The organism is Amnibacterium sp. CER49, assembly GCF_029846255.1.
GTDB lineage: Bacteria > Actinomycetota > Actinomycetes > Actinomycetales > Microbacteriaceae > Amnibacterium.
This window is the reverse complement of sequence record NZ_JARVWQ010000001.1, coordinates 656451-677962: the sequence shown is the minus strand read 5'-3', so window position 1 is coordinate 677962 and position 21512 is coordinate 656451. Positions and strand designations below refer to the sequence as shown.

The window sequence follows — 21512 nt, the reverse complement described above, 5'->3', positions numbered from 1 at the left end:
CGGCCGGCTCAGGTGAGCGGCCGCTCGAGCATCCAGAAGCAGCGCCCCAGCCGCGCGCCGACCGTGCGGGAGTAGAAGGGGATCGCGTCCTCGGCGACCCAGCCGATCTGCGCGGTTCGCACGCCGTCCGCCGCCATGTCGGCGAGGCAGAGCCGTGACAGCACGTCGCCGAGGCCGATGCCCCGGGCGGTCGGATCCGTGGCGATCGGCCCGTAGAGGTTCGGACGGAACACGCCGTGCGCCGCGAAGCCGACCACGTCGTCACCGCGGAAGGCGAGGAACAGGGGAGCGGGGTACCGGGCGGCGGCGAGCAGGGTCTCCCGGTGCCACGACGGCGTCCACGCGGCCGCGGTGTAGGCGTCGAGCGCGGGCACGTCCCCGGGCAGGCAGCGGCGCACCACGATGCCCGCGTCCTCGACGCGGCGCAGCTGCTCGGGCGACGGGGCGATCTCCGGCGCGAGCGCCACGTCCATGTTCCAGACGACGTCCGTGCGGGTGAAGCCGCGTCGCACCAGCAGGGAGAGCGCGGCGGTGTAGCGGACGTCGACCCCGGGCCACACGTAGCCGAGCAGGTCCGCCCCGGCCCGCAGCCGGCGCGCGCCCGAGGCCCGAGCCGCCGCCTCCCAGGCGTCGACGAGCGCCCGGCCGACCCCGCGGCGCCGCGCCTCGGGCACCACCGCGAGCAGGTCGAGGTGGGCGTCGTCGCCCTGCAGGCTGCCGAGCAGCAGCCCGACCGGCTCGCCGTCGTCCTCGGCGATCACCCGCAGCCGCTCCGCGCCGCGCTGGTCCGCCCACAGCAGGGCCGGCAGGTCGGCCGAGTCCTCCGGATCGAGGTCGAGGCTGCGGCTCGCGACGTCGGCGGCGGCCGCCAGGTCGTCGTCGATGGCGATGCGCAGGGCGACCGTCACCGCGACGCGCCCTTCAGCAGCCCGGAGAGCAGGTGGCGCTGCAGCGCGATCACGAGCGCGACCGGCGGCACGACCGCGAGCAGGCCCGCCGCGGCCTGCAGCCCGAGGTCGCTGCTGAACTTGCTCGCGAAGGTCGGGATGAGCACGGTGAGCGGCTGCACATCGGCCGAGCCGCCGTACACGAGCGGGATGAGGAACGCGCCCCAGCTCGCGAGGAACACGACCACCGCGGCGGCGACGAGCCCGGGCGCGACGAGCGGCGCGATGATCCGGATGAGCACGGTGGCGGTGCCGGCGCCGTCGACCCGTGCGGCCGACTCGAGGTCGGCGGGCAGCGAGACGATGTGGCTGCGCAGGATCCAGATCGCGAGCGGCAGCGACGCCGAGGCGAGCACGACGATCACCGCCTGCTGCGTGTTCACCTGCCCGATCGCCGTGGCGTACTGGAACAGGGGGATGAGCACGAGGTAGATCGGCACCGCGAGCGTCAGCGTGATCATCGCGAGCAGCGCGCCCGCGAACCGGAACCGCAGCCGGGCGAACGCGTAGGCGGCCGGCAGCGCGAGCAGCAGCGTGAGCACGGTCGAGCCGACCGCCTGGATCACCGAGTTGCCGGCGGCGACGAGGAACGCGCCCGACGTGGCCGAGCCGTTCAGCAGCCGCGCGAAGTTCCCGCCCGAGATCGCGGCGGGGAGGATCGAGACCGGGTAGATGCGGATGCTCTCGGGCGTCGAGAGGCTGACCACGAGGCCCCAGTAGAGCGGCGCGAGCGACCAGAGCACGATGAGCACCCCGACGACGATCTGCACCGTGCGCCATCCGGCGCCGAGCCGACGTCGCTGCATCAGTACTCCTCCTCGCGGTAGACGCCCCGCAGGTAGACGACCGAGATCGCGGCCGTGACGAGCGTCGCGATCACGGATGCGGCGAAGCCGAGCCCGAAGCCGAAGTCGCGGAACGCGTAGAGGTAGATCTGCGCGGTCATCGTGACCTTGAGCGGGTCGAGACCGACGAGCACGTAGACCTGGTCGAACAGCCCGATCGCGAGCACGGCGGCGTTCAGGAGCACGATCGCGATCGCGGGCCGCAGCAGCGGCAGCGTGATCGTGAAGAACTGCTTCATACGGGTGGCGCCGTCGACGAGGCTCTGCTCGTAGATGTCCTGCGGGATGCCCTCGAGCCCGGCGAGCAGCACGATCACGCCGAGCGGCACCGCGCTCCACGCGACGGTGAGCCCGATCGCGACGATGCCGGCGACCGGCATGTTGAGCCACGCCTGGTACGAGTCGATCAGCCCGAGGGATCTCAGCACCGAGTTGAGCAGTCCGGCGCCCGTCGGACGGAGGATGAACGACCAGAGCACGCCCGAGACGGTGCCGGGCACGGCCCAGGGCAGGATCACGACGGTGAGCGCCGCGGCGCGGGCCCAGCCGCGGAGGCTCTGCAGCCAGAGCGCCATGACGAGGCCGAACACGAACGCGCACAGGGTGATCACGACGAAGTAGCCGGCGGTGTTCAGCAGCGCCTGGTCGAACCCGGTGTCGGTGAGCACCTCGAGGTAGTTGCGGACCCCGATGAACGCGCGGCTCGGGTCGTCGAGCGAGTAGCGCTGGAAGCTGCCGATGATGCTCTGCACGGATGGCGCGAGCACGAGCACGACGATGACGAGCGCGGCGGGGGCGACGAGCAGCAGGCCGAGCCGGTCCGACCGTCGCTGCATGCCGCTGCGCGGTGGCCGGCGCGCGCGAGGGGCGCCGGCCACCGCGGCGGGACGGAGTGTCACAGGGCTCCCCGTCCCGCTACTGCGCGGCGATCTTCTTCGCCTGCGCGGTCAGGCTCGAGATGCCCGCCTGCGGCGTGGTGTGCCCGAGCGCGACCGACTGGATGGTCGATGCGGCCGCGGTGCTGAACTTGCTGTACCAGGTGGGCGTGCCGCCGGGGACGACGGCCTGGATCGTCCCGACCATCGGCAGGATCGTGTCCGCGGACTTCAGGTCGTGCGACGCGGACAGCGCTGTGAGGCCCGCCTTCGTGGTCGGCATCGAGCCCAGGTCGGGGTCCTTGTACGCGGCGACGAGCTGCGGCGTCTTCATCCACCAGGTGATGAACATCGCCGCGGCCTCCTTGTGCGCCGACTGCGTCGGGATCGAGAGGGCCTCCTCGAGGCCGACCGTGGGGCCCTGGTCGTCCTTCTCGCCGGGGATGTGCGTGAAGACGATCTCGTCGCCGGCGATCTTGCTCTTGCCCTTGTCGAGGAACTGGCTGAGCGAGCCGGGACCGGTCGAGAGCACGATGGCGTTCGCGCCGCCCGCGTAGGCGTCGCCGACCTGCTGGTCGGAGAGGCCGATCGAGCCGGGGTCGACGAGCTGCTTCGAGTAGAGCGTGTGGATCAGGGCGAGCGCGTCGGTCGCGGCGGGGCCGTTCGCGAACTCGGGCGCACCGGTCTTCGACAGGATCTGGCCGCCCGAGGCGCGGGTGAGCGCGTACCAGGGCGTCGAGGTGCCCTCGAGCACCGCGAGCGGCAGGCCGATCGGGTACTTCACGATGCCCTTCGACTTCACCGCTTCGGCGTCGGAGACGAGCTCGGTCCAGTTCTTCGGCGGCGTGCTGATGCCGGCCTTCTTCAGCATCGTCATGTCGACCGTCGAGCCGCGGAAGTCGAGCGTGTAGGGCAGGCCGATCTGCTTGCCGCCCTGCACGAACGCGTCCGCGCCGATGGAGTCGCTGATCTGCTGCTTCGTGAGGTACTTGCTGAGGTCCGTGTACCACCCGGCCTTGCCGAACTGCGACACCCAGGTCCAGTCGAGCTCGACGATGTCGGCCGGCGCCTGGCCCGCTGCCTCGGTCGTGACCACCTTGTCGTGGATGCTGTCCCACGCGAGGCTCTGCATCTTGACCTTGACGCCCGTGGCGGCCGTGAACTTCGCGAGGAGCGCGGGCTTCAGCTGCCCCCAGGGCGGCAGCAGCACCGTGATCTGCTGGCCCTTGTAGGCCTTGCTGAGGCTGCCGGGCGTGTAGCCCTTCGCCGGGGCGGCCCCTCCGCCGCTGCTGCCGCCGGCGCCGCAGCCCGTGAGGGCGAGCACCGACAGCGAGAGCGCGACGGCCGCGGCGCCGAGCCGCAGCGGGAACCGACGGGTGGTGGGCATGAGGTGCCTCGCTTCCCCCGGTCACCCTCGACCGGATCCTGAGCGTTCTCGATCGCAACAGCCGCGAAAGGAGCGCGTTCGCTCAGGCGAACTGTAGGACCGCCCTCAGGGGCGGTCAAGGGTCGCCGCGCCGCGTCGCGCGAGATGCGCGATCGCGATGTCCAGCAGCCCCCGCTGCAGGCGCGCGACCTCGGCCGGCAGGTCGATCACGCGGGGGTCGATCACACCGCCGAGCGGGTCGTAGCCGACCCCTTCGTCCCGCATCGTGGCGAGCAGCGCGTCGAGCTCCACGGCGGCCTGCGGGTCGGCGCGGAGCACCCGGATGCGGTCGAGGTCGCGCAGGCCCTCGCGGAGCGCCTCGAAGCGCACGGAGGAGCGCGGGCCGGGGTAGACGAGGAACGCGTCGCCGGACTCCCAGCTGCGGAAGTCGGTGGTGACGAGCGGCTCCGCGTTGAAGCTGTCGTACGCCCAGCGCAGCAGCCCGCTCGCGCCGAACCGCTCGACCTTCCAGCCCATCCACACGCCCTCCGCCGGGCTCGACCGCGTGAAGCTGTTCGGGAAGTTGCCCGTGCAGGTGTAGAGCGTCGTGACGAGGCCGAGCCCGCTCCGGCGGTGAGCGGCGCCGGCGAACACGCCGTCCTCCATCGAGACCGTGTCGTGCCGCACCGAGACCGCGCGGACGCGGTCGAGCGCGGGGTCGGTCATCGAGTCGTAGTCGGTCGCCGCGGAGACACCGAGGCGGCCGCCGGAGACCTCGTCGACGAAGTCGGCGACGGCCATCACGTCGGCGAGGACGCGCTCGTCGAGCGCCATGGTGGTCCGCTCGAGCCAGCCGTGCTGCTCCAGGTGCGGCACGAACGCGGTGAGGAACGGCCCCCAGAGCGCGCGCCACGGCTCGGTTCCCGGCTCGACCGTCACCGTCTCCGACCGGCCGGTCGCCTCGTCGAAGAAGGTGACCGTGTTCGCCCAGCCGACCATGCCGTAGGCGTCGATCTGCCGGTCGATGCCGAGTCCGAGCAGGAACGACACCCAGGTGTCGAAGTCGCCGAAGTCGAAGGAGAGCCTGCCGTCGGCGGCCCGACGCCACGCCACCATCGACTCGTAGACGTCCTCCGTCTGCGACGCCCACGGGTCGCGCACCACCGTGGTCGTGATCACCTTCTGCCCGGCCGCCGCGAGCAGCGCGTAGTACGGGCGCATCGCCTCGAGGTGCGTTTCCGACCAGAGGCCGTCGGCTCCGATGCCGTGCACGCGGGCGATCGCGAACGGGTTCTGCCAGAGGTCGAGCCACGCGGTGGTCGTCGCGGGCAGCGCGAGGTCGAGCACCTCGAGCTCGACGGCGACGGAGAGCGGCTCGCCGCTCGTCCGGATCTCGATGGCGCCGCTGTACCGACCGGGCTCCGCGTCCTGCGGCACCTCGACCGCCACCCGCATCGTGAGCGCCTGGTCGCGGGGCAGCGGCCGGGGCGTGGGTCCGTCGAGCACGTCGGGCACGGGCTGCTGCGGGTTCCCCAGCGACGGGTTGCCGCGGGCCGCCAGCACCTCGGCGACGAAGTCGAGCCGGACCGGCAGCGTGCGCCCGCCCGCGCTCGTGATGCGCGCTTCCGCGGCGACCTCCGGCAGGTCCTCGTCGGCCCAGAGCACGATCGGCACCGCGACGACGTCGCCGCGCCAGGCGACCGGGCGCCAGGTGCGCTCCTCAGGCCGCGCCCGCAGCTCCGCAAGCGTGCGTCGTGGGTAGTCGGTGTCCGACTGGCCGGTCACCGTGTGGAGATGGGGGTCGCCGACCGTCGCGTGCAGACCGGCGCTGGAGTGCTGCATGGGGCGACCGTACTGGCTCTGGATCGCGCGAGCGATGAGCCAATATGATCGCGCATCGCCGGATCGCTCACGTTCCGCTCACATGGACGCGGCATCGGCACGAGGAGGCGCCGTGACGTGGCTGGAGCAGCGCGCATGACCGATCCCGCGCACCGGCTCGACCCGGGAGCGCCCGTCATCGCCATCGACGTGGGGGGCACCGACACGAAGGCCGCCGCCGTGCGCGCCGACGGCACAATCGCGAGCGTCCTCCGTGTGCGGACGCCGCCCGCCGGACCCGACGCCGGGCAAGCGGTCGTCCGGCTCGCCGCCGACCTCGTGCAGCGGTTCCGCGACGAGGATCCCGCGTTCGAGCCCGCCGCGCTCGGCCTGCTGGTCCCCGGCGAGGTCGACGAGCGCAGCGGCATCGCCCGCTACTCCGCGAACCTCGGCTGGCGCGACGTGCACCTGCGGGCGCTCGCCGAGCTCGAGACCGGCCTGCCGGTGGCGCTCGCACACGACGTCGGGGGCGCCGGCGAGGCGGAGTACCGGCTCGGCACCGGCGCGGCGTATCGCGACGTCGTCTTCCTCGCCGTCGGCACGGGCATCGCCGCCGCGCTGTTCCTCGACGGACGCCCGTACCGAGGCGGCGGCCTCGCGGGCGAGATCGGCCATGCGCCCGTCGCCGAGGGGCCCGAGTGCTTTTGCGGCGGCCGCGGCTGCCTCGAGGCGGTGTCGTCCGCAGGGGCGATCGCACGACGCTTCGGCACCCGCACGGGCCGGACCGTGCCGGGCGCGAGGGAGGTGCTCGAGCTCGCGCAGGCGGGCGACCGCGACGCGGCCATCGTCTGGGAGGAGGCCCTTGACGGCCTTGCGCTCGCGCTGCACACCGTCGTCGCCCTGCTCGACCCCGGCGCGATCGTGATCGGCGGCGGGCTGTCCGAGGCAGGCCCCGCGCTCTTCGATCCGCTCCGCGCCCGCCTCGAGCGGCGGCTCACGATCCACCGGCCGCCGGCGCTGCTCCGCGCCGCGCTGGGCGAGGACGCGGGGGTGCTCGGCGCCGCCCTCCGGGCCAGGGCGGTGGTGGGATGAACCGCGCCGATCGTCTGAACGCGATCCTCGAGCTGCTCGGCGAGTCGGGCCGGGTCGAGGTGGAGACGATCATGCGCGAGCTCGAGGTGTCGGCGCCGACCGCCCGACGCGACCTCGACGCGCTCGCCGGCCAGCAGCTGCTCACCCGCACCCGCGGCGGGGCGCTCAGCCACTCCGTCGCCTACGACCTGCCGCTGCGCTACAAGCGCGCACGGCACGGCGACGCGAAGGCCCGCATCGCGGCCGCCGCGAGCGACCTCGTGCGGCCCGGCGACGTCGTGGGCCTGAGCGGCGGCACGACGAGCACCGCGATCGCGGCCGCGCTCGCCGCCCGGCCCGATCTGATGGCGTCCGGCGCGCAGCCGAGCCTCACCGTCGTGACGAACGCGCTGAACATCGCGGTGCAGCTCGTCGTGCGGCCGCAGATCAAGACCGTCGTCACGGGCGGCGTCGCGAACCCCCGGTCGTACGAGCTGGTCGGCCCGTACAGTACGAGCGTGCTCGACCAAATCACCGTCGACCTCGCCTTCATCGGGGTGAACGGGGTGAGTCCCGACGTCGGCGGCACCGTGCACGACGAGCGGGAGGCGACGATCAACGCCCTCATGGCGCACCGGGCCGCCAAGGCCGTCATCGTCGCCGACTCGAGCAAGATCGGTCGTCGCGCCTTCGCGACGCTCGGCGTGCCCGACGCCGTGCGCACGCTCATCACCGACGACGGCATCGCGGACGAGCAGCGCGCCGCCTTCGAGGAGCGCGGCTTCGAGGTGATCGTCGCCCGATGAGCATCCGCATCGAGCACGCCCGCATCGTGACCGACGGCGCCGTGCTCGACGACGGCTGGGTCCGGTTCGAGGGGAACCGCGTCAGCGCCGTCGGCCAGGGGGCCGCCCCCGTGGGCGACGACGAGCTCGTCGACGCCGCGGGCCGCTGGCTGACGCCCGGCTTCCTCGACCTGCACAGCCACGGGGGCGGGGGCGGCGCGTACGACGGCGGGCCGGAGGCGATCCGGGCCGGACTCGCGTTCCACCGCGCGCACGGGACGACCCGCAGCGTGCTCTCGCTCGTCACCGCGCCGCAGGAGCACCTCGTGGAAGCGCTCCGCGACGTCGCCGCGGTCGCCGCCGACGACCCGCTCGTGCTCGGCGCGCACCTCGAGGGACCGTTCCTCGCCGAGGGCCACAAGGGTGCGCACGACCCCGCCGTGCTCCGCGACCCGGATCCGGCCGAGGTCGCGGCGCTGCTCGACGCGGCGGGCGGCACCCTGCGGATGATCACGATCGCGCCCGAGCGCGCCGGTGCCGAGGCCGCGATCCGCACCCTTCTCGACGCCGGCGTGGTCGTCGCCCTCGGCCACACCGACGCGGGCTACGACGTCGTGCGCCGCGGCTTCGCGGCCGGCGCGACGGTGCTCACGCACGCCTACAACGGCATGGCCGACCTGCTGCACCGCGACCCCGGACCCGTCGGCGCCGCCCTCGACAGCCCCGGCGTCACCCTCGAGCTCATCGCCGACGGGGTGCACGTGCATGACGCCGCATCCCGCGTGCTGTTCGCGTCGGCACCCGGCAGGGTCGCGCTCATCACCGACGCGATCGCCGCCGCCGGGCAGGCCGACGGCCGGTACGTGCTCGGCGGCCTCGACGTCGTCGTGCAGGACGGCGAGGCGCGGCTCGCGGAAGGCGGCTCGCTCGCCGGTTCCACGCTCACGCTCGACGCGGCGTTGCGACGCGCGGTGCAGTCGATCCGGGTGCCGATGCCGGTCGCGGTCGCCGCGGTCACCTCGACACCGGCGCGTGCGCTCGGCCTCGACGACGAGCTCGGCCGCCTCGCTCCCGGCTACGCCGCAGACGCGGTGCTGCTCGACGACGACCTCTCGGTGGCCGCCGTCTGGGCGGCGGGGGAGCGACTCTAGACGCGCTGTGGACAACGGCTGCGACCGTCGCGGCCCTGCCCTACGGTGTGGCGCATGTTCCGGGGGACGCGTCGACTCGGCTTGGCGACCGTAGCCGCGGCAGCGGTCGTCGCTGCGCTCGCGGGGTGCGCGGGAACGGCAACTCCTTCCGCAAGCCACTCATCGAAGGCTTACACATCAATCGCCCCGGCCGCTGGCGCGACATCCGGCGTGGCAATCGCAACGAAGCTCTATCGGTCCTATATCGCGGCTAACGACAGCGTCCTGGCTGATGGCGGCAAACGCCCTGAACGTGTGCGTCCTTATCTGACAACGCAGCAGTACAGGGCTGCGCTTAGCGAGTTCAGCGGGCTGGCGAAACGAGGTCAACGACTGGGCGGCCACACGCTTGTTAAGCGGACAACCCCCCAACAAGCCAATCAAGCCGACTCTCGGGTGCACTTGTATGTGTGCCTAGACATCTCGCATGCACGAGTGATCGACGCTGTTGGTCGGGACGTAACACCTCGCGGGCGCGAGTCAGAGGGCACACTTGTCGTGGCCGTCGCTTCGACGCCCGCAGGGTGGCGTATTGAGTCGAGTAAGCCATGGCACGGTTCCTCAATCTGCTAGCGGCCGCTGCCCTTCTGGGAGGATTTCTAGTGGTCCTTCTACCTGCCAGTGCGAAAGCGGACGAAGGTTGCTCTGCGACTTTCTTCTTCAACGACACATGCTCCTCAGGCAACACAGACAACGGAGGGGTCGACGTAGTCGGCACGCGCACGGACGATCAGGGCGGCTCGCCGGGCCGGGGCGGCACTCCCGGCAACCGCGCCCAGCCGCTGACTCCCGTGCAGATCCGAGCGCTGCTCGACCAGATCTGCATCGGCGACGGCACGTGCAGCGACGCCCGCGGCGGCGGTGCGCTCAACCCGCTGCTGCAGCCGACGAAGCCCGGCAAGCCCGGCCGCGGCGGCAAGGCGCCGACGAGTGTGACCTCGACCGATGTCGCCCGCTTCCTGCCCGCTCTCGGTGCGCTGCACACGGAGCCCGACGGGTGGGCGGCGGTCGGCACGCCCACCAACTTCTGGGCCGACGTCACCGCGATCACCGTCGACGGTCGCCTGCTCGGCGGTGTCGCGCAGGTGCGGTTCACGCCGCAGCTGTTCCGCTGGAGCTACGGCGACGGGTTCGAGCGGGTGACGGCGACCGCCGGGTCCTCCTGGGCCTCGCTGCACCAGGACGAGCTGACCGATACGCCGACGAGCCACGTCTACACGACCCGGGCGAAGCGCGAGACCGCTGTGGAGGTCGTCTACTCGGCGGAGTACCGCATCGGCGCCGGGCGGTGGCTGCCGGTCGTCGGCGCGGTCGTCGCGTCGCCCACTCCCGCACCGCTGCTCGTCGTCAGCGAGCGCACCGTGCTCACCGCCGGCTGACCGCTCAGAGTCGCCCGGCTGCCTTCAGCGCGAGGTAGCGGTCGGCGAGCGCCGGCGGCAGGTCGGCGGGCGCGCCGGTGACGACGTCCGCGCCGACGCGGCGCACCGCCGCGGCGAGCCGGGACGTCTCGAGGAGGCTCCGCTCCGCCGCTGCGGCGAGGTAGACGGCATCGCGGTCGGCGCGGTCCGTGGTCATCGCGAGCACGGCCGGGTCGGTCACCGATGCGACGACCACGGTGTGCCGGTGCGTCAGCTGCGGCAGCATCGAGAGCAGGCCGCGGGCGGTGCCGACGCCCTCGAGCGACGTGAGCAGCACCACGAACGCGTGCTGCGACGTGAGCTGCCGCACGAGCCCCGGCACGGCCGACCAGTCGGTCTCGAGCAGCTCGGGCTCGACGGGCGCCATCGCCTCGACCATGCGGTGGAGCACCTCGCCGGCGGCCGCGTCGTGCACGCGGGCGCGGATGCGCCGGTCCCAGACGAGCAGGTCGACGCGGTCGCCCGCGCGCGTGGCGAGCGCGGTGAGCAGCAGCGAGGCCTCGAACGCGGTGTCGAGCCGCGGCTCGTCGGCGATACGGGCGGCGGCGGTGCGGCCCGCGTCCACGAGGAGCACGATGCGCCGGTCGCGCTCCGGGCGCCACGTGCGCACCATGAGCCGGCGGCCCGCGCCGGGCAGCGAGGCGTTGCGCGCGGTGGCGCGCCAGTCGATGGAGCGCACGTCATCCCCGCGCACGTACTCGCGCAGCGAGTCGAACTCGGTGCCCTGGCCGCGCACCTGCAGCAGCGTGCGGCCGTCGAGCTCGCGGAGCCGCGCGAGCCGCGAGGGCAGGTGCCGGCGCGACCGGAACGGCGGCAGCACCCGCACGGCGCCCGGCGCGAGCAGCGTGGCTTGGCGTCCGGCGATCCGCAGCGGGCCGAGCGAGCGCACCGTCACCTGCTCGGTGCGGCGCTCGCCGCGACGGATCGGGGTGAGCGTGGTGCGGAAGGCGCGGCGCTCGCCGCCGGGCAGGTCGAGCGGCCATCGGCTGGGATCCGCGCCGGCGGAGGGCTGCCAGGCGTCGCGCACCAGGCCGGAGATGCGGCGCTCGCTGAGGTTCGTGACGAGCAGGGTCGCGCCGACGGGCTCGCCGAGCCGCACGGCGTCGGGCAGCTCGCGATCGAGCCGCACGCGCCGCGGCGACGGGGCGACCAGCACGTCGAGCGCGACGAGCAGGGCCACGAGCAGCAACCAGCCCACGAGGGTGGCACCCGCCGCCGTCGCGCCGAACGAACCGAGCACGACGATCGGCACGACTCCGACGAGGAGCAGCAGCGGCACCCGCCCGGTCAGGATCACGCCCGCCTCCCACCGCGGGACGTGTGACTTGCCCTCACAGGGGGACCTGCACGTTCGCGACGACGCTGCGCAGCACCGCGTCGACCGAGACGCCCTCGAGCTCGGCCTCGGGGCGCAGCCGGATGCGGTGCCGCAGGACGGGCAGCGCCATGTCCTGCAGGTGGTCCGGGGTGAGCGCCGGAGCGCCGCGCAGCCAGGCCCATGCCCGGGCGGCGGCGAGCAGCGCGGTCGCGCCGCGCGGCGAGACGCCGAGCTGCACGCTCGGCGCGTTGCGGGTGCCGCGCACGAGGTCGACGGCGTAGCCGAGCACGTCGGGGGCGGCCTGCACCTCGCGCACGGCGGCACGGGCCCGCGCGAGGTCGTCGGCCTGGAGCACGGCGCGGACACCGGCGGCGCGGAGATCGCGCGGGTCGAAGCCAGCGGCGTGCCGGGTGAGCACCTCGACCTCCTGCTCGCGCGGCGGCAGGTCGAGCACGAGCTTCATCAGGAAGCGGTCGAGCTGCGCCTCGGGCAGCGAGTAGGTGCCCTCGTACTCGACCGGGTTCTGCGTGGCCGCGACGAGGAACGGGTCGGGCAGCGGACGGGAGACGCCGTCGACCGTGACCTGGCGCTCCTCCATCGCCTCGAGCAGCGCGGACTGCGTCTTCGGCGGCGTGCGGTTGATCTCGTCGGCGAGCAGCAGGTTCGTGAACACCGGTCCCGCGCGGAAGTCGAAGCGGCCGGTGCTCGCGTCGAAGACTGTGGAGCCGGTCACGTCGCCCGGCATGAGGTCGGGCGTGAACTGCACGCGCGTCGTCGTGAGGTCGAGCGAGGCCGCGAGCGAGCGCACGAGCAGCGTCTTCGCGACGCCGGGCACGCCCTCGAGCAGCACGTGCCCGCGGGCGAGCAGCGCGATGATCAGGCCGGTCACGGCCGCGTCCTGCCCGACGACGGCCTTACCCACCTCGGTGCGGACGGCGGTGAGTCGGGCGCGGAGGTCGTCGGTCATGCTTCGGTTCCTTACCGTTCGGTGATCAGGGGGCGACGGCGCGCCGCACGTCGGCCTCGAGGCGCGCGAGGTCGTCGGAGAGGCGCACGAGTGCCGAGTCGGAGGCGGGCGTCGCGTCGAGGAGCAGGGCGCGGACCGCGGCGAGCGGGCGGCCGGTCGCGGCGGCGGCCGCCGCTGCGAGCTCGTCCACGCCGGCGGTGCGGGAGAGGCCGAGCAGGGGTGCGATGCGCCCGAGCGCGCCGATCCGGAGGGCGTCGGCGGCGCGGAGCCGCGACCCCGAGCGCGCGTAGAGGCGCGCGCGGCCCTCGACGGTCTCGCGGGAGCGGACCACGACCGGCAGCTGCTCGACGACGAGCGGACCCAGGCGCCGACCCCGCCAGAACGCGGCCGTGATGCCGCTCAGCAGGAGCAGCAGCGCCACGGGCGTCACCCAGCCGGGCGTGAGCTGCGCCACCGTGGGGCGGGCGCCGAGCGCCGTGTCGAGCGGGCTCGGGGTGTACCAGGTGAGCGCGGATCGCGCGCCGAGCACGTTCAGGGCGACGGCGCCGTTGCCCGCGGTGGCGATGTGCTCGTTCTCGAAGGGCAGCGCGTCGGCGAGCAGCACCACCGACGTCGCGCCGTTGCGTCCGGCGACCAGCTGCGCGCGGCCGGCGCCGTCGGAGTAGCAGGCGGTGCGGCCGGCCGAACGGAGCGAGTGCGTCGCGCCGGAGAGCGCCAGCGCGCCGGCTCGAGCGGCGAGCGCCGAGCCGCAGCCGGGCTGCACCGTCGTCCCGTCGGGGAAGCCCGCGGCACTGGTGCCGGGCAGCACCTGTCCGAGCGCGGTGGCGCCGGGCTGCACGACGACCAGCCGGTCGCTGCGGGCGAGCAGCTCGCGCCACGCGCGTGCGGGCAGCAGCCCGTCACGGTCGTCGACGAGCAGGGTGCCGCCCTGCGGCACGTCCGTGAGCCGCGTCGCCCGCGTCACCTGCACGCCCTGCTGCTCGAGCACGGCGCGCAGCGCGCGCGCACCGGCCGGCGCGGCGTTGTCGGGCCCGAAGGCGGTGCCCGTGCCGCCGCCCGCGCGCGACAGCAGCGCGACGACGGCGAGCAGCAGCACGACGGCGGCGCCGACCCCCCAGAAGCGCAGGCGGCGCACGGACTGCCCGAGCGTCGGCGTGACGGCGGGGGCGGCGGCGGTCATGCGGGCACGGCTCCGGTGAGCCGCGGCCGGGCGGTGGCGACGCGGTCGTCGAGCGCGGCGATGTGCTCCGCCTCGTCGCGCGTGCCGGGCCGGCCGGCGTAGCGGACCGCGTCGAACACGTCGGCGGCGGCGCGCAGGGCCTCGCGCTCGTCGGGGAAGGCTTCGGCGGCGCGGCGGGAGAAGCCGGTGGCGGTGGTGCCGGGGAACACGGCCACCACCGTGCGCTCGTCGAGTCCGCGGGCGAGGGCGCGGAAGCGCTCGACGATCGCGGCGGAGAAGTCGCCCCCGGCGAACGCGGCTCGTGCGGCGGCCCGCAGCTCGTCGGCGGTGCGGCGGTCGTCGTCGCCGAAGAGCGAGGCGCCGACGCGGCTGCGACGGTTGAAGCGGGGCAGCCCGTAGAAGAGCACGGCCGCCACGACGACGGCCACGACCACCACGAGCGCGACGACGAGCAGCACGGTCGGCGTCCCGGTTCGGCTGTTGAGGAACAGGTCCTGGAACCACTTCAGCACTGCCTGGGCGATCAGGTCGAACGGCGTCGGCTTCGCCTGCTGGTACGGCGCCTTCGCCAGCTCGTCGACGAGCCACTGCCGCGCCTGGTCCCCGGACGGCTGCACCGGCACCGAGAGGAGCGCTCTCGCCGTCACCGCTTCGCGGGCTCGAGCGGGTCGGGGCCGCCGAGCTCGACGTAGCGCTGCAGCTCGAGGTCGAGGCCCTCGCTGCGGATGCGTCGGTCGAGGTAGATGAGCGACAGCGACGCCAGCTGCGCGATCTGCCCGATCGCCCCGACGATCACCGTGACGACGGTCGCCGGCAGCGAGGTGAGCAGGATCGTCGGCAGCATGCTCGCGATGTCGTCGCCCGAGGTCGGGGTGCCGCCGTTCGGGAAGACGAGGCCGCCGAGCGCGCCGCCGAGGAGGCTGAACGGCAGGCTGACGACCTGCCCCGCGAACCAGACGATCACGAAGACGAGCAGGATCAGGCCGAGGCTGCGCCAGAACGCGCCCCGCAGCAGCACCCAGGAGCGGGCGATCGCCGCCCGGATGCCGAGCCCTTCGAGCACGATGGCGCTCGGCACCGTGGCGAGCTTGACGAGCAGGAAGCAGTAGGCGACCGCGTAGGCGGCGCCGCCGACGAGGCCGAGCAGCACCGCGAGCAGCACGCCGACCGTGCCGGTGGCCGCGACGCCGACGACGAGCAGCGCGAGCGCCACGATGGCGACGAGCTGCGCGGCACCGAGCAGCAGCGCGTAGCCGAGGAGCGGCCAGAACGAGCGGGCGGCGCGACGGAAGGCCTCGCCGAGCGTGGGGCGCTCGCCGAGGGCGCCCCGGGCGACGACGTGCACGATCAGCCCCTGCAGCAGGGCGTTGCCGATGACGCTCACGGCGAGCAGCAGCAGGCCGGTGAGCACGCCCTCGGCCGCCGTTCCGGCGAGGATCGCGCCGCGGTCGGCGGCGCTCGCGCGGGAGATGCGGTCGACGGCGGAGATGCCGACGCCGTAGACGAGCCCGTAGGTGAGCGCGCTCTGCACGACGTTGATGACGAGCGTGGGCAGCACGGTGGCGCGCGGGTTCCAGCGCAGCACCGCGAAGGCGCTGCCGAGCAGCTGCCCGAACGACAGCGGGTGCAGCGGGATGAGGCCCGGCCGCGGCGGCGGGACGTAGCCGGTGCCCGGCTGCGGCGCGACCGGCGCCGTGGCTGTGGGCGGCGGAGGCTGCCACCCGGGGATCCGCTCGCCGTAGCGCGGCGGCTCGTCGCCCGCGCTGCCCGAGGGCGAGGCCCAGACGTCGCCCTGATCAGCCATGCGTCCACTCTTCCACGGCGCAGCGGACCGGGGCGGGAGACGTGCCGCCCTGTGCATCGATCGCGGGTGCCGCTCTGCACAGGCGCCGCGCCGCCCCCGCAGGGAGGCGGGCTCGGCATTATCCTGGGCGCACTCGGGCGGACCCGCGCACGAGACCGAGCCGGGAGACAGCCATGGCGCAGCGCATCCTCGTCGTCGACGACGACACGGCGCTGGCCGAGATGGTCGGCATCGTGCTGCGCGCCGACGGCTTCGAGCCGGTCCTCTGCCCCGACGGCGCGAAGGCGCTCGCCGCGTTCCGCGCCGCCAAGCCCGACCTCGTGCTGCTCGACCTCATGCTGCCCGGCAGCGACGGCATCGAGGTGTGCCGCCAGATCCGCGGCGAGAGCGGCGTCCCGATCATCATGCTCACGGCGAAGTCCGACACCGCGGACGTGGTGAACGGCCTCGAGTCGGGCGCCGACGACTACATCGTCAAGCCGTTCGACCCGAAGGAGCTCGTCGCCCGCATCCGCACGCGTCTCCGCCCCACGCAGGCGGTGTCGGGGCAGCGCCTGCGCATCGGCGACCTCACCGTCGACGCGGCCGGCCACGAGGTGCTCCGCGGCGAGCAGCCCATCCAGCTCACCCCGCTCGAGTTCGACCTGCTGCACACGCTCGCCTCGAAGCCGCACCAGGTCTTCACCCGCGAGATGCTGCTCGAGCAGGTGTGGGGCTACCGCTACAAGGCCGACACCCGCCTCGTGAACGTGCACGTGCAGCGCCTCCGCGCGAAGGTCGAGGTCGACCCCGAGAACCCGCGCATCGTCACCACCGTGCGCGGCGTCGGCTACCGCGCGGGCGCCGCGGTCTGACCGGGCAGCCGATGCCCGCCGTCGTCGCACGGCCCTCGCCGACCGTCCGCATGCTGCAGCTGCGGCGCTCCGCGGCGGCCCCCGCGCGCCTCTGGCGGCGGTCGCTGCGCCTCCGCACGGTCGTGATCACCGTGGTGCTGTCCGCGGTCGCGCTCGCCGCGGTCGGCGGGGTCATCTCGTACAGCATCGCCCGCGGGCTGTTCACCGACCGGCTGAACCAGGAGCTCACGGTCTCGGCCCGCGCGACCGTCGCGGCGCAGTCGGTGCTGAACGGCGCCACCTCCACCGACCAGACCGCGCTCGAGAACCTGCAGCTCGCGGCGATCCAGCAGGTGCACGACGCCGCCACACCGAGCGGCATCGCCTGGCTGCGCAGCCCCGGGCAGGTCGACCCGTTGGCCCTGCCGGTCGCGACGAGCCCCGACGGCGCCGATCAGGTCGTCACCGAGCAGATCCGGCAGGCCGTCGAGAGCTCCGGCACGCAGCAGTACCAGTCCGTCGCGCTCACTGCGACGAACGGGCAGCTGCACCCCGGCGTCGTCGTCGGCGACGTGCTGCAGCTCGGCGGCACCCAGTACGAGCTGTACCTCATCTACGACCTGCAGGACGTGCAGAGCACCCTCGACTTCGTGCAGCGCACGCTGCTCATCGGCGGCCTCGTGCTGCTGCTGCTCATCGGCGCCGTCACCACGGCGGTCGTCACGATGGTCATCACCCCGCTGAAGCAGGCCGCGAAGGTGAGCGAGGAGCTCGCCGCCGGCCGCCTCGAGCAGCGCATCCCCGAGCGCGGCGAGGACGTGGTCGCCACCCTCGCGCGCTCGTTCAACCGGATGGCGGACGGCCTGCAGCGGCAGATCACGCAGCTCGCGAACCTCTCCCGGGTGCAGCAGCGCTTCGTCTCCGACGTCTCGCACGAGCTGCGCACACCGCTCACCACCATCCGCCTCGCGAGCGACGTGCTCTACGACGCCCGCGACCGGGTCGACGCGCCCACGGCGCGAAGCGCCGAGCTGCTGCGCGACCAGGTGCAGCGCTTCGAGGCGCTGCTCGCCGACCTGCTCGAGATCAGCCGGATGGACGCGCAGGCCGCCGACGTGGCGGGCGAGCCGACGAACCTCGTCGACCTCGTGCGCGAGTCCATCGAGTCGCTCGACGGGCTCGCCCGCGACACCGGCACGCCGGTCGAGCTCGTGGCGCCCGGCGGCCACGTCGAGATCGAGGTCGATCCGCGGCGCATCGCGCGCATCGTGCGGAACCTGCTCGCGAACGCCATCGAGCACGGCGAGGCCCGGCCGGTGGTCGTCACCGTCGACAGCTCGGAGCGCGCGGTCGGCATCGGCGTGCGCGACCACGGCGCCGGCATGCCGGCGGCCGACGCGGAGCGCGTCTTCGACCGCTTCTGGCGCGCGGACCCGTCTCGGCAGCGGCGCATCGGCGGCACGGGGCTGGGCCTCGCGATCAGCCTCGAGGACGCGCTGCTGCATCGCGGCACGCTCGAGGTCTGGAGCCGCACGGGCGACGGCACGAACTTCGTGCTCACCCTGCCGCGCGGTCCGCTGGACTCGGCCGCCCCGGGGCCGGTACCGCTCGTGCCCGCGGACGCGCGCTCGCAGACGCGCGACGAGGCGCCGGTCGCGGTGCCTGAACGCGCCGGGGTGGGATCGTGAGGCGCGCCGGCGTCGCGGCGGCGCTCGTGGTCGCGACGGTGCTGCTCGCCGGCTGCGCCACGATCCCCACCTCCGGTGACGTGCAGGCCGGTCCCACGCAGGCCGCCGATGCGCCCGAGGTCGTGCTCGTGCCCGCCGCGCCCGCCCGCGGCGAGACGCAGCTGCAGATCGTGCAGGGGTTCATCGCCGCTGCCGCGGGTCAGCAGAACGGCTACGCGATCGCGCGCAAGTTCCTCACCCCGGCGTTCGCGAAGACGTGGAAGCCGCGGGCGCGCGTGCTCGTGCACGAGGACTCGCTCACCTACCGGCAGGGCGCCCCCACCGCGGTCACGGCGTCCGTGCCGGCCACCGCGCAGGTCGACGCGAGCGGCGCCTTCGCCATGCTGCCTGCGCCGCAGCCGACGGCGCTGCGCTTCACGCTCGCCCGCATCGCGGGGGAGTGGCGCATCGACCACGCGCCCGACGGGGTCGTGCTCGGGCAGGACTACTTCGGGCACGTCTTCCAGACCCGCGCCGTGCAGTACTTCACGCCCGACTACGAGCGCGAGGTGCCCGACCTGCGGTGGTTCCCGGTCGGCCGCCTGAGCCCGACCGACGTCGTGAAGGCGCTGCTCGCGGGCCCCGCCGCGCCGATCCGGCCGCCCGTCGTCGCCACCGCGTTCCCCCACGGCACCCGCACGGCCGGGGTCGACGTGACGAACGGGGTCGCGACCGTCGCGCTGCGCACCGGTGCCGCGGTGCCGTCGAAGCAGGTGCTGCAGCGGATGAAGACGCAGCTCGTCGACACCCTGACCGGGCTCGACGGCATCGCGCAGGTGCAGCTGTCGGTGAACGGCGCGAACCTGGCCGTCGTCGGCTCGTCGCTGCGCCCGAGCGGGCCCGCAGCGGCGCCGCTCGTGCTGCGCGGATCGACGCTCGGCTACCTCGCGGGCTCGCGCCTCACGGCCGAGACGACGCTCGGGCCGCGCCTCGTCGACCTGAAGCCCGCCGCCGTCACCATCTCGACGAGGCAGCATCTCGCCGCCGTGCTCGGCAGCGCCGGCGTCTCCGTCGTCACCCCGACCGGGTCGACGGTCGTCGACAAGGGCTCCGACCTCGTGGCGCCGACGCTCGACCAGGACGGCTGGACCTACAGCGCCTCCCGCAGCGATCCCACGCAGCTCGGGGCGTTCGACACCAAGGGCCACCAGTCGCAGCTGCTCACCGGGTTGACGACCACTGCGAGCAACGAGCTGAACGCGATCGAGGTCTCTCCCGACGGCACGAGGATGCTCGTGCTGAGCCAGGGCGACGACGGGCCGAAGGCGTTCGTGGCGGGCATCGTCCGCGGCTCCGACGGCACGCCGACCGGCCTCACCGATGCGCGCTACCCGGTGACGCTGCCGGCCGGCACGGCCATCGACGCCACCTGGGTCGACACCGGATCGGTCGCCGTGCTCGAGTCGGACCCGAACGGCGACCAGATGACGCTCCAGTCGCTCGGCGGCGAGGCACGTCCGCTCGGCCGTCTCCAGAACGCGGTGGCGGTCGTCGGCGGCTCGGGGCAGGACGACCTGCGGGCGCTGCTGTCGAACGGCGACCTCGCCCAGCTCGACAACGGCGTGTGGCAGGCGCTGCAGCCCTCGACCGACGCCGCGCTGCTCGCCGTGCAGCGCTGACCGCTCCTCCCCAGGCCGTCTCGCGCGCCGTGCCGGGGGCGGATCCGCCGTATGCCCCGGGCTGCGCTCGTGCGGACCGGCATCCTGCCGCGGTGATCCCCGTCGCCCGTCCCGTCGCGTCCGCGCTGCTCGAGCTCGTGCTGCCGCTGCCCTGCACCGGCTGCGGCACCGTCGGCCCGGCGCTCTGCCCGCTCTGCCGCGCGGCCCTCGCGCCCGTGGTGCAGCGCCGCGCCGTCGGACGCTGCGCGCTGCCGGTCTCGAGCGGCCTCGTCTACGACGGCGTCGCCCGGCGGGTGCTGCTCGCCTACAAGAACGAGGGCCGCACCGATCTGCGCGTGCCCCTCGCGGCCGCCCTCGCTGCGGCCGTCCGCGACGCGCTCACCGCGGTGCCGGGCGACGGCGTCGCGCTCGTGCCGATGCCGCCGACGGTGCGCTCGCGGCGCGACCGCGGCTACGACCCCGTGCGGGTGCTGCTGCGCCGCGAGCGGCTGCCGGCCAGCCGGCTGCTCGCGCTGCGCCGCCGATCCGCGGATCAGGTCGCGCTCGGCCGGGCGGGTCGCTTCGAGAACGTCGACGGCAGCATGTCCGGGCTGCCCGCCGCGGCCGGCGCCCGCGTCCTGCTCGTCGACGACGTGGTCACCACCGGCGCGACGCTGGTGGAGGCCGCGCGGGCGCTCCGCGCGGCGGGTGCCGAGGTGCTCGGCGCCGCGACGGTGGCGAGCACGCCCCAGCGCGGACGATGAGCCTCGGGAAGGGCAGAAGGAGGGGAGGACAACACGGAGGTCGAGTGTCTAGTGTGCGTCTACGGCGTTCAGGAAGACCGTTCGGGTCCTTCCGGAGCGGGCAGCTCGCATGCGGGCGGCCCGGCGGAGCGACCATCCACTCGGACGGCGCGCCGCAGTTCGGGGAGCAACGGCATGGACATCACGCTCATCGGCCGCAACGTCGGGATCACGGACCAGTTCCGCTCCTACGCCGAGGAGAAGTCGGATCGGGTCGCCGCCCTCGCGGATCGGGCGCTCGCGCTCGAGATCCGCCTCCTTCGTCACCACGAGACGAACGGCACCGCCGGCGACGACCGCGTCGAGATGACGCTCATCGGCCCCGGACCGGTGATCCGCGCGGAGGCGGCCGGTCCCGACAAGTTCGTCGCCTTCGACACGGCGCTGAACAAGCTGATGGAGCGGGTGCGCCGAACGAAGGACCGTAAGAAGCTGCATCGCCGCGGCAGCGGCATGACCGGCCTCGCCGAGGCGGCCGCCGGCGACTTCGCGGGCCTCGACGTGACGCCGGCCGACGGCGACCGGATGATCTGGGCCGAGACCGGCGGTCAGCAGCCGGCGACCCTGCCGGCCGACGACGAGCCGGGCGACGAGTACGGGGTGCAGGACGACTACAGCCCCGTCGTGATCCGCCGCAAGTCGTTCCCGGCCGAACCGATGACCGTCGACGACGCGCTCTACCGGATGGAGCTCGTCGGCCACGACTTCTACCTCTTCCTCGACCGCGAGACCGGCTGCCCGAGCGTCGTCTACCGCCGGGTCGGCTGGAACTACGGCGTCATCGCGCTCGACGGCTCGGAGTCCCCGGGGGAGCAGGGCGGCGCAGGGAGCGCGGTCACCCGCCAGACGCGGGAGGCGTTGCAGACGACGAACGCCTGATGCCGCTGCAGGCTCACCGCTCATGCGGTGAGCCTGCACGCCCCTGCGGGCGGTGGGGCGCCGCGACCCCGAGAACGGGGGACGG

The 21512-nt window shown here is 74.0% G+C and carries 19 protein-coding genes; 9 read left to right on the top strand and 10 right to left on the bottom strand.

Going from position 1 to position 21512, the window contains the following annotated elements:
- Nucleotides 1–8: 8 nt before the first annotated feature.
- From QDR37_RS03305 to QDR37_RS03285, 5 genes are all read right to left on the bottom strand, one after another.
- Complete coding sequence (locus tag QDR37_RS03305) at nucleotides 9–908, bottom strand: GNAT family N-acetyltransferase (RefSeq protein WP_279712131.1); 900 nt, start codon at nucleotides 906–908, stop codon at nucleotides 9–11.
- Nucleotides 905–1753, bottom strand: a complete 849-nt coding sequence (locus QDR37_RS03300) for a carbohydrate ABC transporter permease (protein WP_279712130.1) — start codon at nucleotides 1751–1753, stop codon at nucleotides 905–907. The genes QDR37_RS03305 and QDR37_RS03300 overlap by 4 nt, the downstream gene beginning before the upstream one ends.
- Nucleotides 1753–2628, bottom strand: coding sequence for a sugar ABC transporter permease (locus QDR37_RS03295; RefSeq protein ID WP_279712129.1), 876 nt, complete (start codon nucleotides 2626–2628; stop codon nucleotides 1753–1755). The genes QDR37_RS03300 and QDR37_RS03295 overlap by 1 nt, the downstream gene beginning before the upstream one ends.
- A gap of 79 nt (nucleotides 2629–2707) precedes the next feature.
- On the bottom strand, nucleotides 2708–4054 hold the full coding sequence (locus tag QDR37_RS03290) for an extracellular solute-binding protein (protein ID WP_279712128.1): 1347 nt from the start codon (nucleotides 4052–4054) through the stop codon (nucleotides 2708–2710).
- Between the two features lie 105 nt (nucleotides 4055–4159).
- Nucleotides 4160–5875, bottom strand: coding sequence for a DUF4091 domain-containing protein (locus tag QDR37_RS03285; protein WP_279712127.1), 1716 nt, complete (start codon nucleotides 5873–5875; stop codon nucleotides 4160–4162).
- Nucleotides 5876–6010: 135 nt separating this feature from the next.
- Here QDR37_RS03285 and QDR37_RS03280 point away from each other — a divergent pair, with 135 nt between their 5' ends.
- From QDR37_RS03280 to QDR37_RS03265, 4 genes are all read left to right on the top strand, one after another.
- Nucleotides 6011–6946 carry an ROK family protein gene (locus tag QDR37_RS03280; protein WP_279712126.1) on the top strand — a complete coding sequence of 312 codons (936 nt, stop codon included), beginning with the start codon at nucleotides 6011–6013 and terminating at the stop codon, nucleotides 6944–6946.
- Entirely contained in the window at nucleotides 6943–7731 is a 789-nt protein-coding gene (locus tag QDR37_RS03275; RefSeq protein WP_279712125.1) for a DeoR/GlpR family DNA-binding transcription regulator, read from the top strand. The genes QDR37_RS03280 and QDR37_RS03275 overlap by 4 nt, the downstream gene beginning before the upstream one ends.
- Entirely contained in the window at nucleotides 7728–8861 is a 1134-nt protein-coding gene (gene nagA, locus QDR37_RS03270; protein WP_279712124.1) for an N-acetylglucosamine-6-phosphate deacetylase, read from the top strand. Before QDR37_RS03275 ends, nagA begins: the two co-directional genes overlap by 4 nt.
- Before the next feature lie 830 nt (nucleotides 8862–9691).
- Nucleotides 9692–10279, top strand: a complete 588-nt coding sequence (locus QDR37_RS03265; RefSeq protein ID WP_279712123.1) for a hypothetical protein — start codon at nucleotides 9692–9694, stop codon at nucleotides 10277–10279.
- A 4-nt stretch (nucleotides 10280–10283) separates the two neighbouring features.
- On the opposite strand, the gene QDR37_RS03260 is transcribed toward QDR37_RS03265, so the two are convergent.
- The 5 genes from QDR37_RS03260 to QDR37_RS03240 are packed head-to-tail and all read right to left on the bottom strand — an operon-like array spanning nucleotide 10284 to nucleotide 15587.
- A complete protein-coding gene (locus QDR37_RS03260; RefSeq protein ID WP_279712122.1) occupies nucleotides 10284–11615 on the bottom strand; it encodes a DUF58 domain-containing protein in 1332 nt (443 codons plus the stop codon).
- 34 nt (nucleotides 11616–11649) lie between these two features.
- Complete coding sequence (locus QDR37_RS03255; protein ID WP_279712121.1) at nucleotides 11650–12603, bottom strand: AAA family ATPase; 954 nt, start codon at nucleotides 12601–12603, stop codon at nucleotides 11650–11652.
- A gap of 25 nt (nucleotides 12604–12628) precedes the next feature.
- Nucleotides 12629–13783 (bottom strand): DUF4350 domain-containing protein, encoded by a 1155-nt coding sequence (locus QDR37_RS03250; protein ID WP_279712120.1) that lies wholly within the window; start codon nucleotides 13781–13783, stop codon nucleotides 12629–12631.
- Complete coding sequence (locus QDR37_RS03245; protein WP_279712118.1) at nucleotides 13780–14430, bottom strand: DUF4129 domain-containing protein; 651 nt, start codon at nucleotides 14428–14430, stop codon at nucleotides 13780–13782. Before QDR37_RS03245 ends, QDR37_RS03250 begins: the two co-directional genes overlap by 4 nt.
- Complete coding sequence (locus QDR37_RS03240; RefSeq protein WP_279712117.1) at nucleotides 14427–15587, bottom strand: hypothetical protein; 1161 nt, start codon at nucleotides 15585–15587, stop codon at nucleotides 14427–14429. The genes QDR37_RS03245 and QDR37_RS03240 overlap by 4 nt, the downstream gene beginning before the upstream one ends.
- A gap of 173 nt (nucleotides 15588–15760) precedes the next feature.
- Here QDR37_RS03240 and mtrA point away from each other — a divergent pair, with 173 nt between their 5' ends.
- The 5 genes from mtrA to raiA all read left to right on the top strand — a co-directional run bounded on the left by mtrA (nucleotide 15761) and on the right by raiA (nucleotide 21427).
- Nucleotides 15761–16441 carry an MtrAB system response regulator MtrA gene (gene mtrA / locus QDR37_RS03235; protein ID WP_279712116.1) on the top strand — a complete coding sequence of 227 codons (681 nt, stop codon included), beginning with the start codon at nucleotides 15761–15763 and terminating at the stop codon, nucleotides 16439–16441.
- A gap of 11 nt (nucleotides 16442–16452) precedes the next feature.
- A complete protein-coding gene (gene mtrB, locus QDR37_RS03230; RefSeq protein WP_279712115.1) occupies nucleotides 16453–18108 on the top strand; it encodes an MtrAB system histidine kinase MtrB in 1656 nt (551 codons plus the stop codon).
- The gene (locus tag QDR37_RS03225) at nucleotides 18105–19766 is read left to right on the top strand and encodes an LpqB family beta-propeller domain-containing protein (RefSeq protein WP_279712114.1); all 1662 of its coding nucleotides are present in this window, start codon (nucleotides 18105–18107) and stop codon (nucleotides 19764–19766) included. The genes mtrB and QDR37_RS03225 overlap by 4 nt, the downstream gene beginning before the upstream one ends.
- Nucleotides 19767–19858: 92 nt before the next feature.
- The gene (locus QDR37_RS03220) at nucleotides 19859–20509 is read left to right on the top strand and encodes a phosphoribosyltransferase family protein (RefSeq protein ID WP_279712113.1); all 651 of its coding nucleotides are present in this window, start codon (nucleotides 19859–19861) and stop codon (nucleotides 20507–20509) included.
- A gap of 174 nt (nucleotides 20510–20683) precedes the next feature.
- A complete protein-coding gene (gene raiA, locus QDR37_RS03215) occupies nucleotides 20684–21427 on the top strand; it encodes a ribosome-associated translation inhibitor RaiA (protein WP_279712112.1) in 744 nt (247 codons plus the stop codon).
- Nucleotides 21428–21512: the final 85 nt, after the last annotated feature.

Bases quoted from the DNA above. Each gene is read 5' to 3' on its own strand.
- QDR37_RS03300 (WP_279712130.1), bottom strand. From the start codon at position 1,753: ATGCAGCGACGTCGGCTCGGCGCCGGATGGCGCACGGTGCAGATCGTC.
- QDR37_RS03295 (WP_279712129.1), bottom strand. From the start codon at position 2,628: ATGCAGCGACGGTCGGACCGGCTCGGCCTGCTGCTCGTCGCCCCCGCC.
- QDR37_RS03290 (WP_279712128.1), bottom strand. From the start codon at position 4,054: ATGCCCACCACCCGTCGGTTCCCGCTGCGGCTCGGCGCCGCGGCCGTC.
- QDR37_RS03285 (WP_279712127.1), bottom strand. From the start codon at position 5,875: ATGCAGCACTCCAGCGCCGGTCTGCACGCGACGGTCGGCGACCCCCAT.
- QDR37_RS03280 (WP_279712126.1), top strand. From the start codon at position 6,011: ATGACCGATCCCGCGCACCGGCTCGACCCGGGAGCGCCCGTCATCGCC.
- QDR37_RS03275 (WP_279712125.1), top strand. From the start codon at position 6,943: ATGAACCGCGCCGATCGTCTGAACGCGATCCTCGAGCTGCTCGGCGAG.
- nagA (WP_279712124.1), top strand. From the start codon at position 7,728: ATGAGCATCCGCATCGAGCACGCCCGCATCGTGACCGACGGCGCCGTG.
- QDR37_RS03255 (WP_279712121.1), bottom strand. From the start codon at position 12,603: ATGACCGACGACCTCCGCGCCCGACTCACCGCCGTCCGCACCGAGGTG.
- QDR37_RS03250 (WP_279712120.1), bottom strand. From the start codon at position 13,783: ATGACCGCCGCCGCCCCCGCCGTCACGCCGACGCTCGGGCAGTCCGTG.
- QDR37_RS03240 (WP_279712117.1), bottom strand. From the start codon at position 15,587: ATGGCTGATCAGGGCGACGTCTGGGCCTCGCCCTCGGGCAGCGCGGGC.
- mtrA (WP_279712116.1), top strand. From the start codon at position 15,761: ATGGCGCAGCGCATCCTCGTCGTCGACGACGACACGGCGCTGGCCGAG.
- mtrB (WP_279712115.1), top strand. From the start codon at position 16,453: ATGCCCGCCGTCGTCGCACGGCCCTCGCCGACCGTCCGCATGCTGCAG.
- raiA (WP_279712112.1), top strand. From the start codon at position 20,684: ATGGACATCACGCTCATCGGCCGCAACGTCGGGATCACGGACCAGTTC.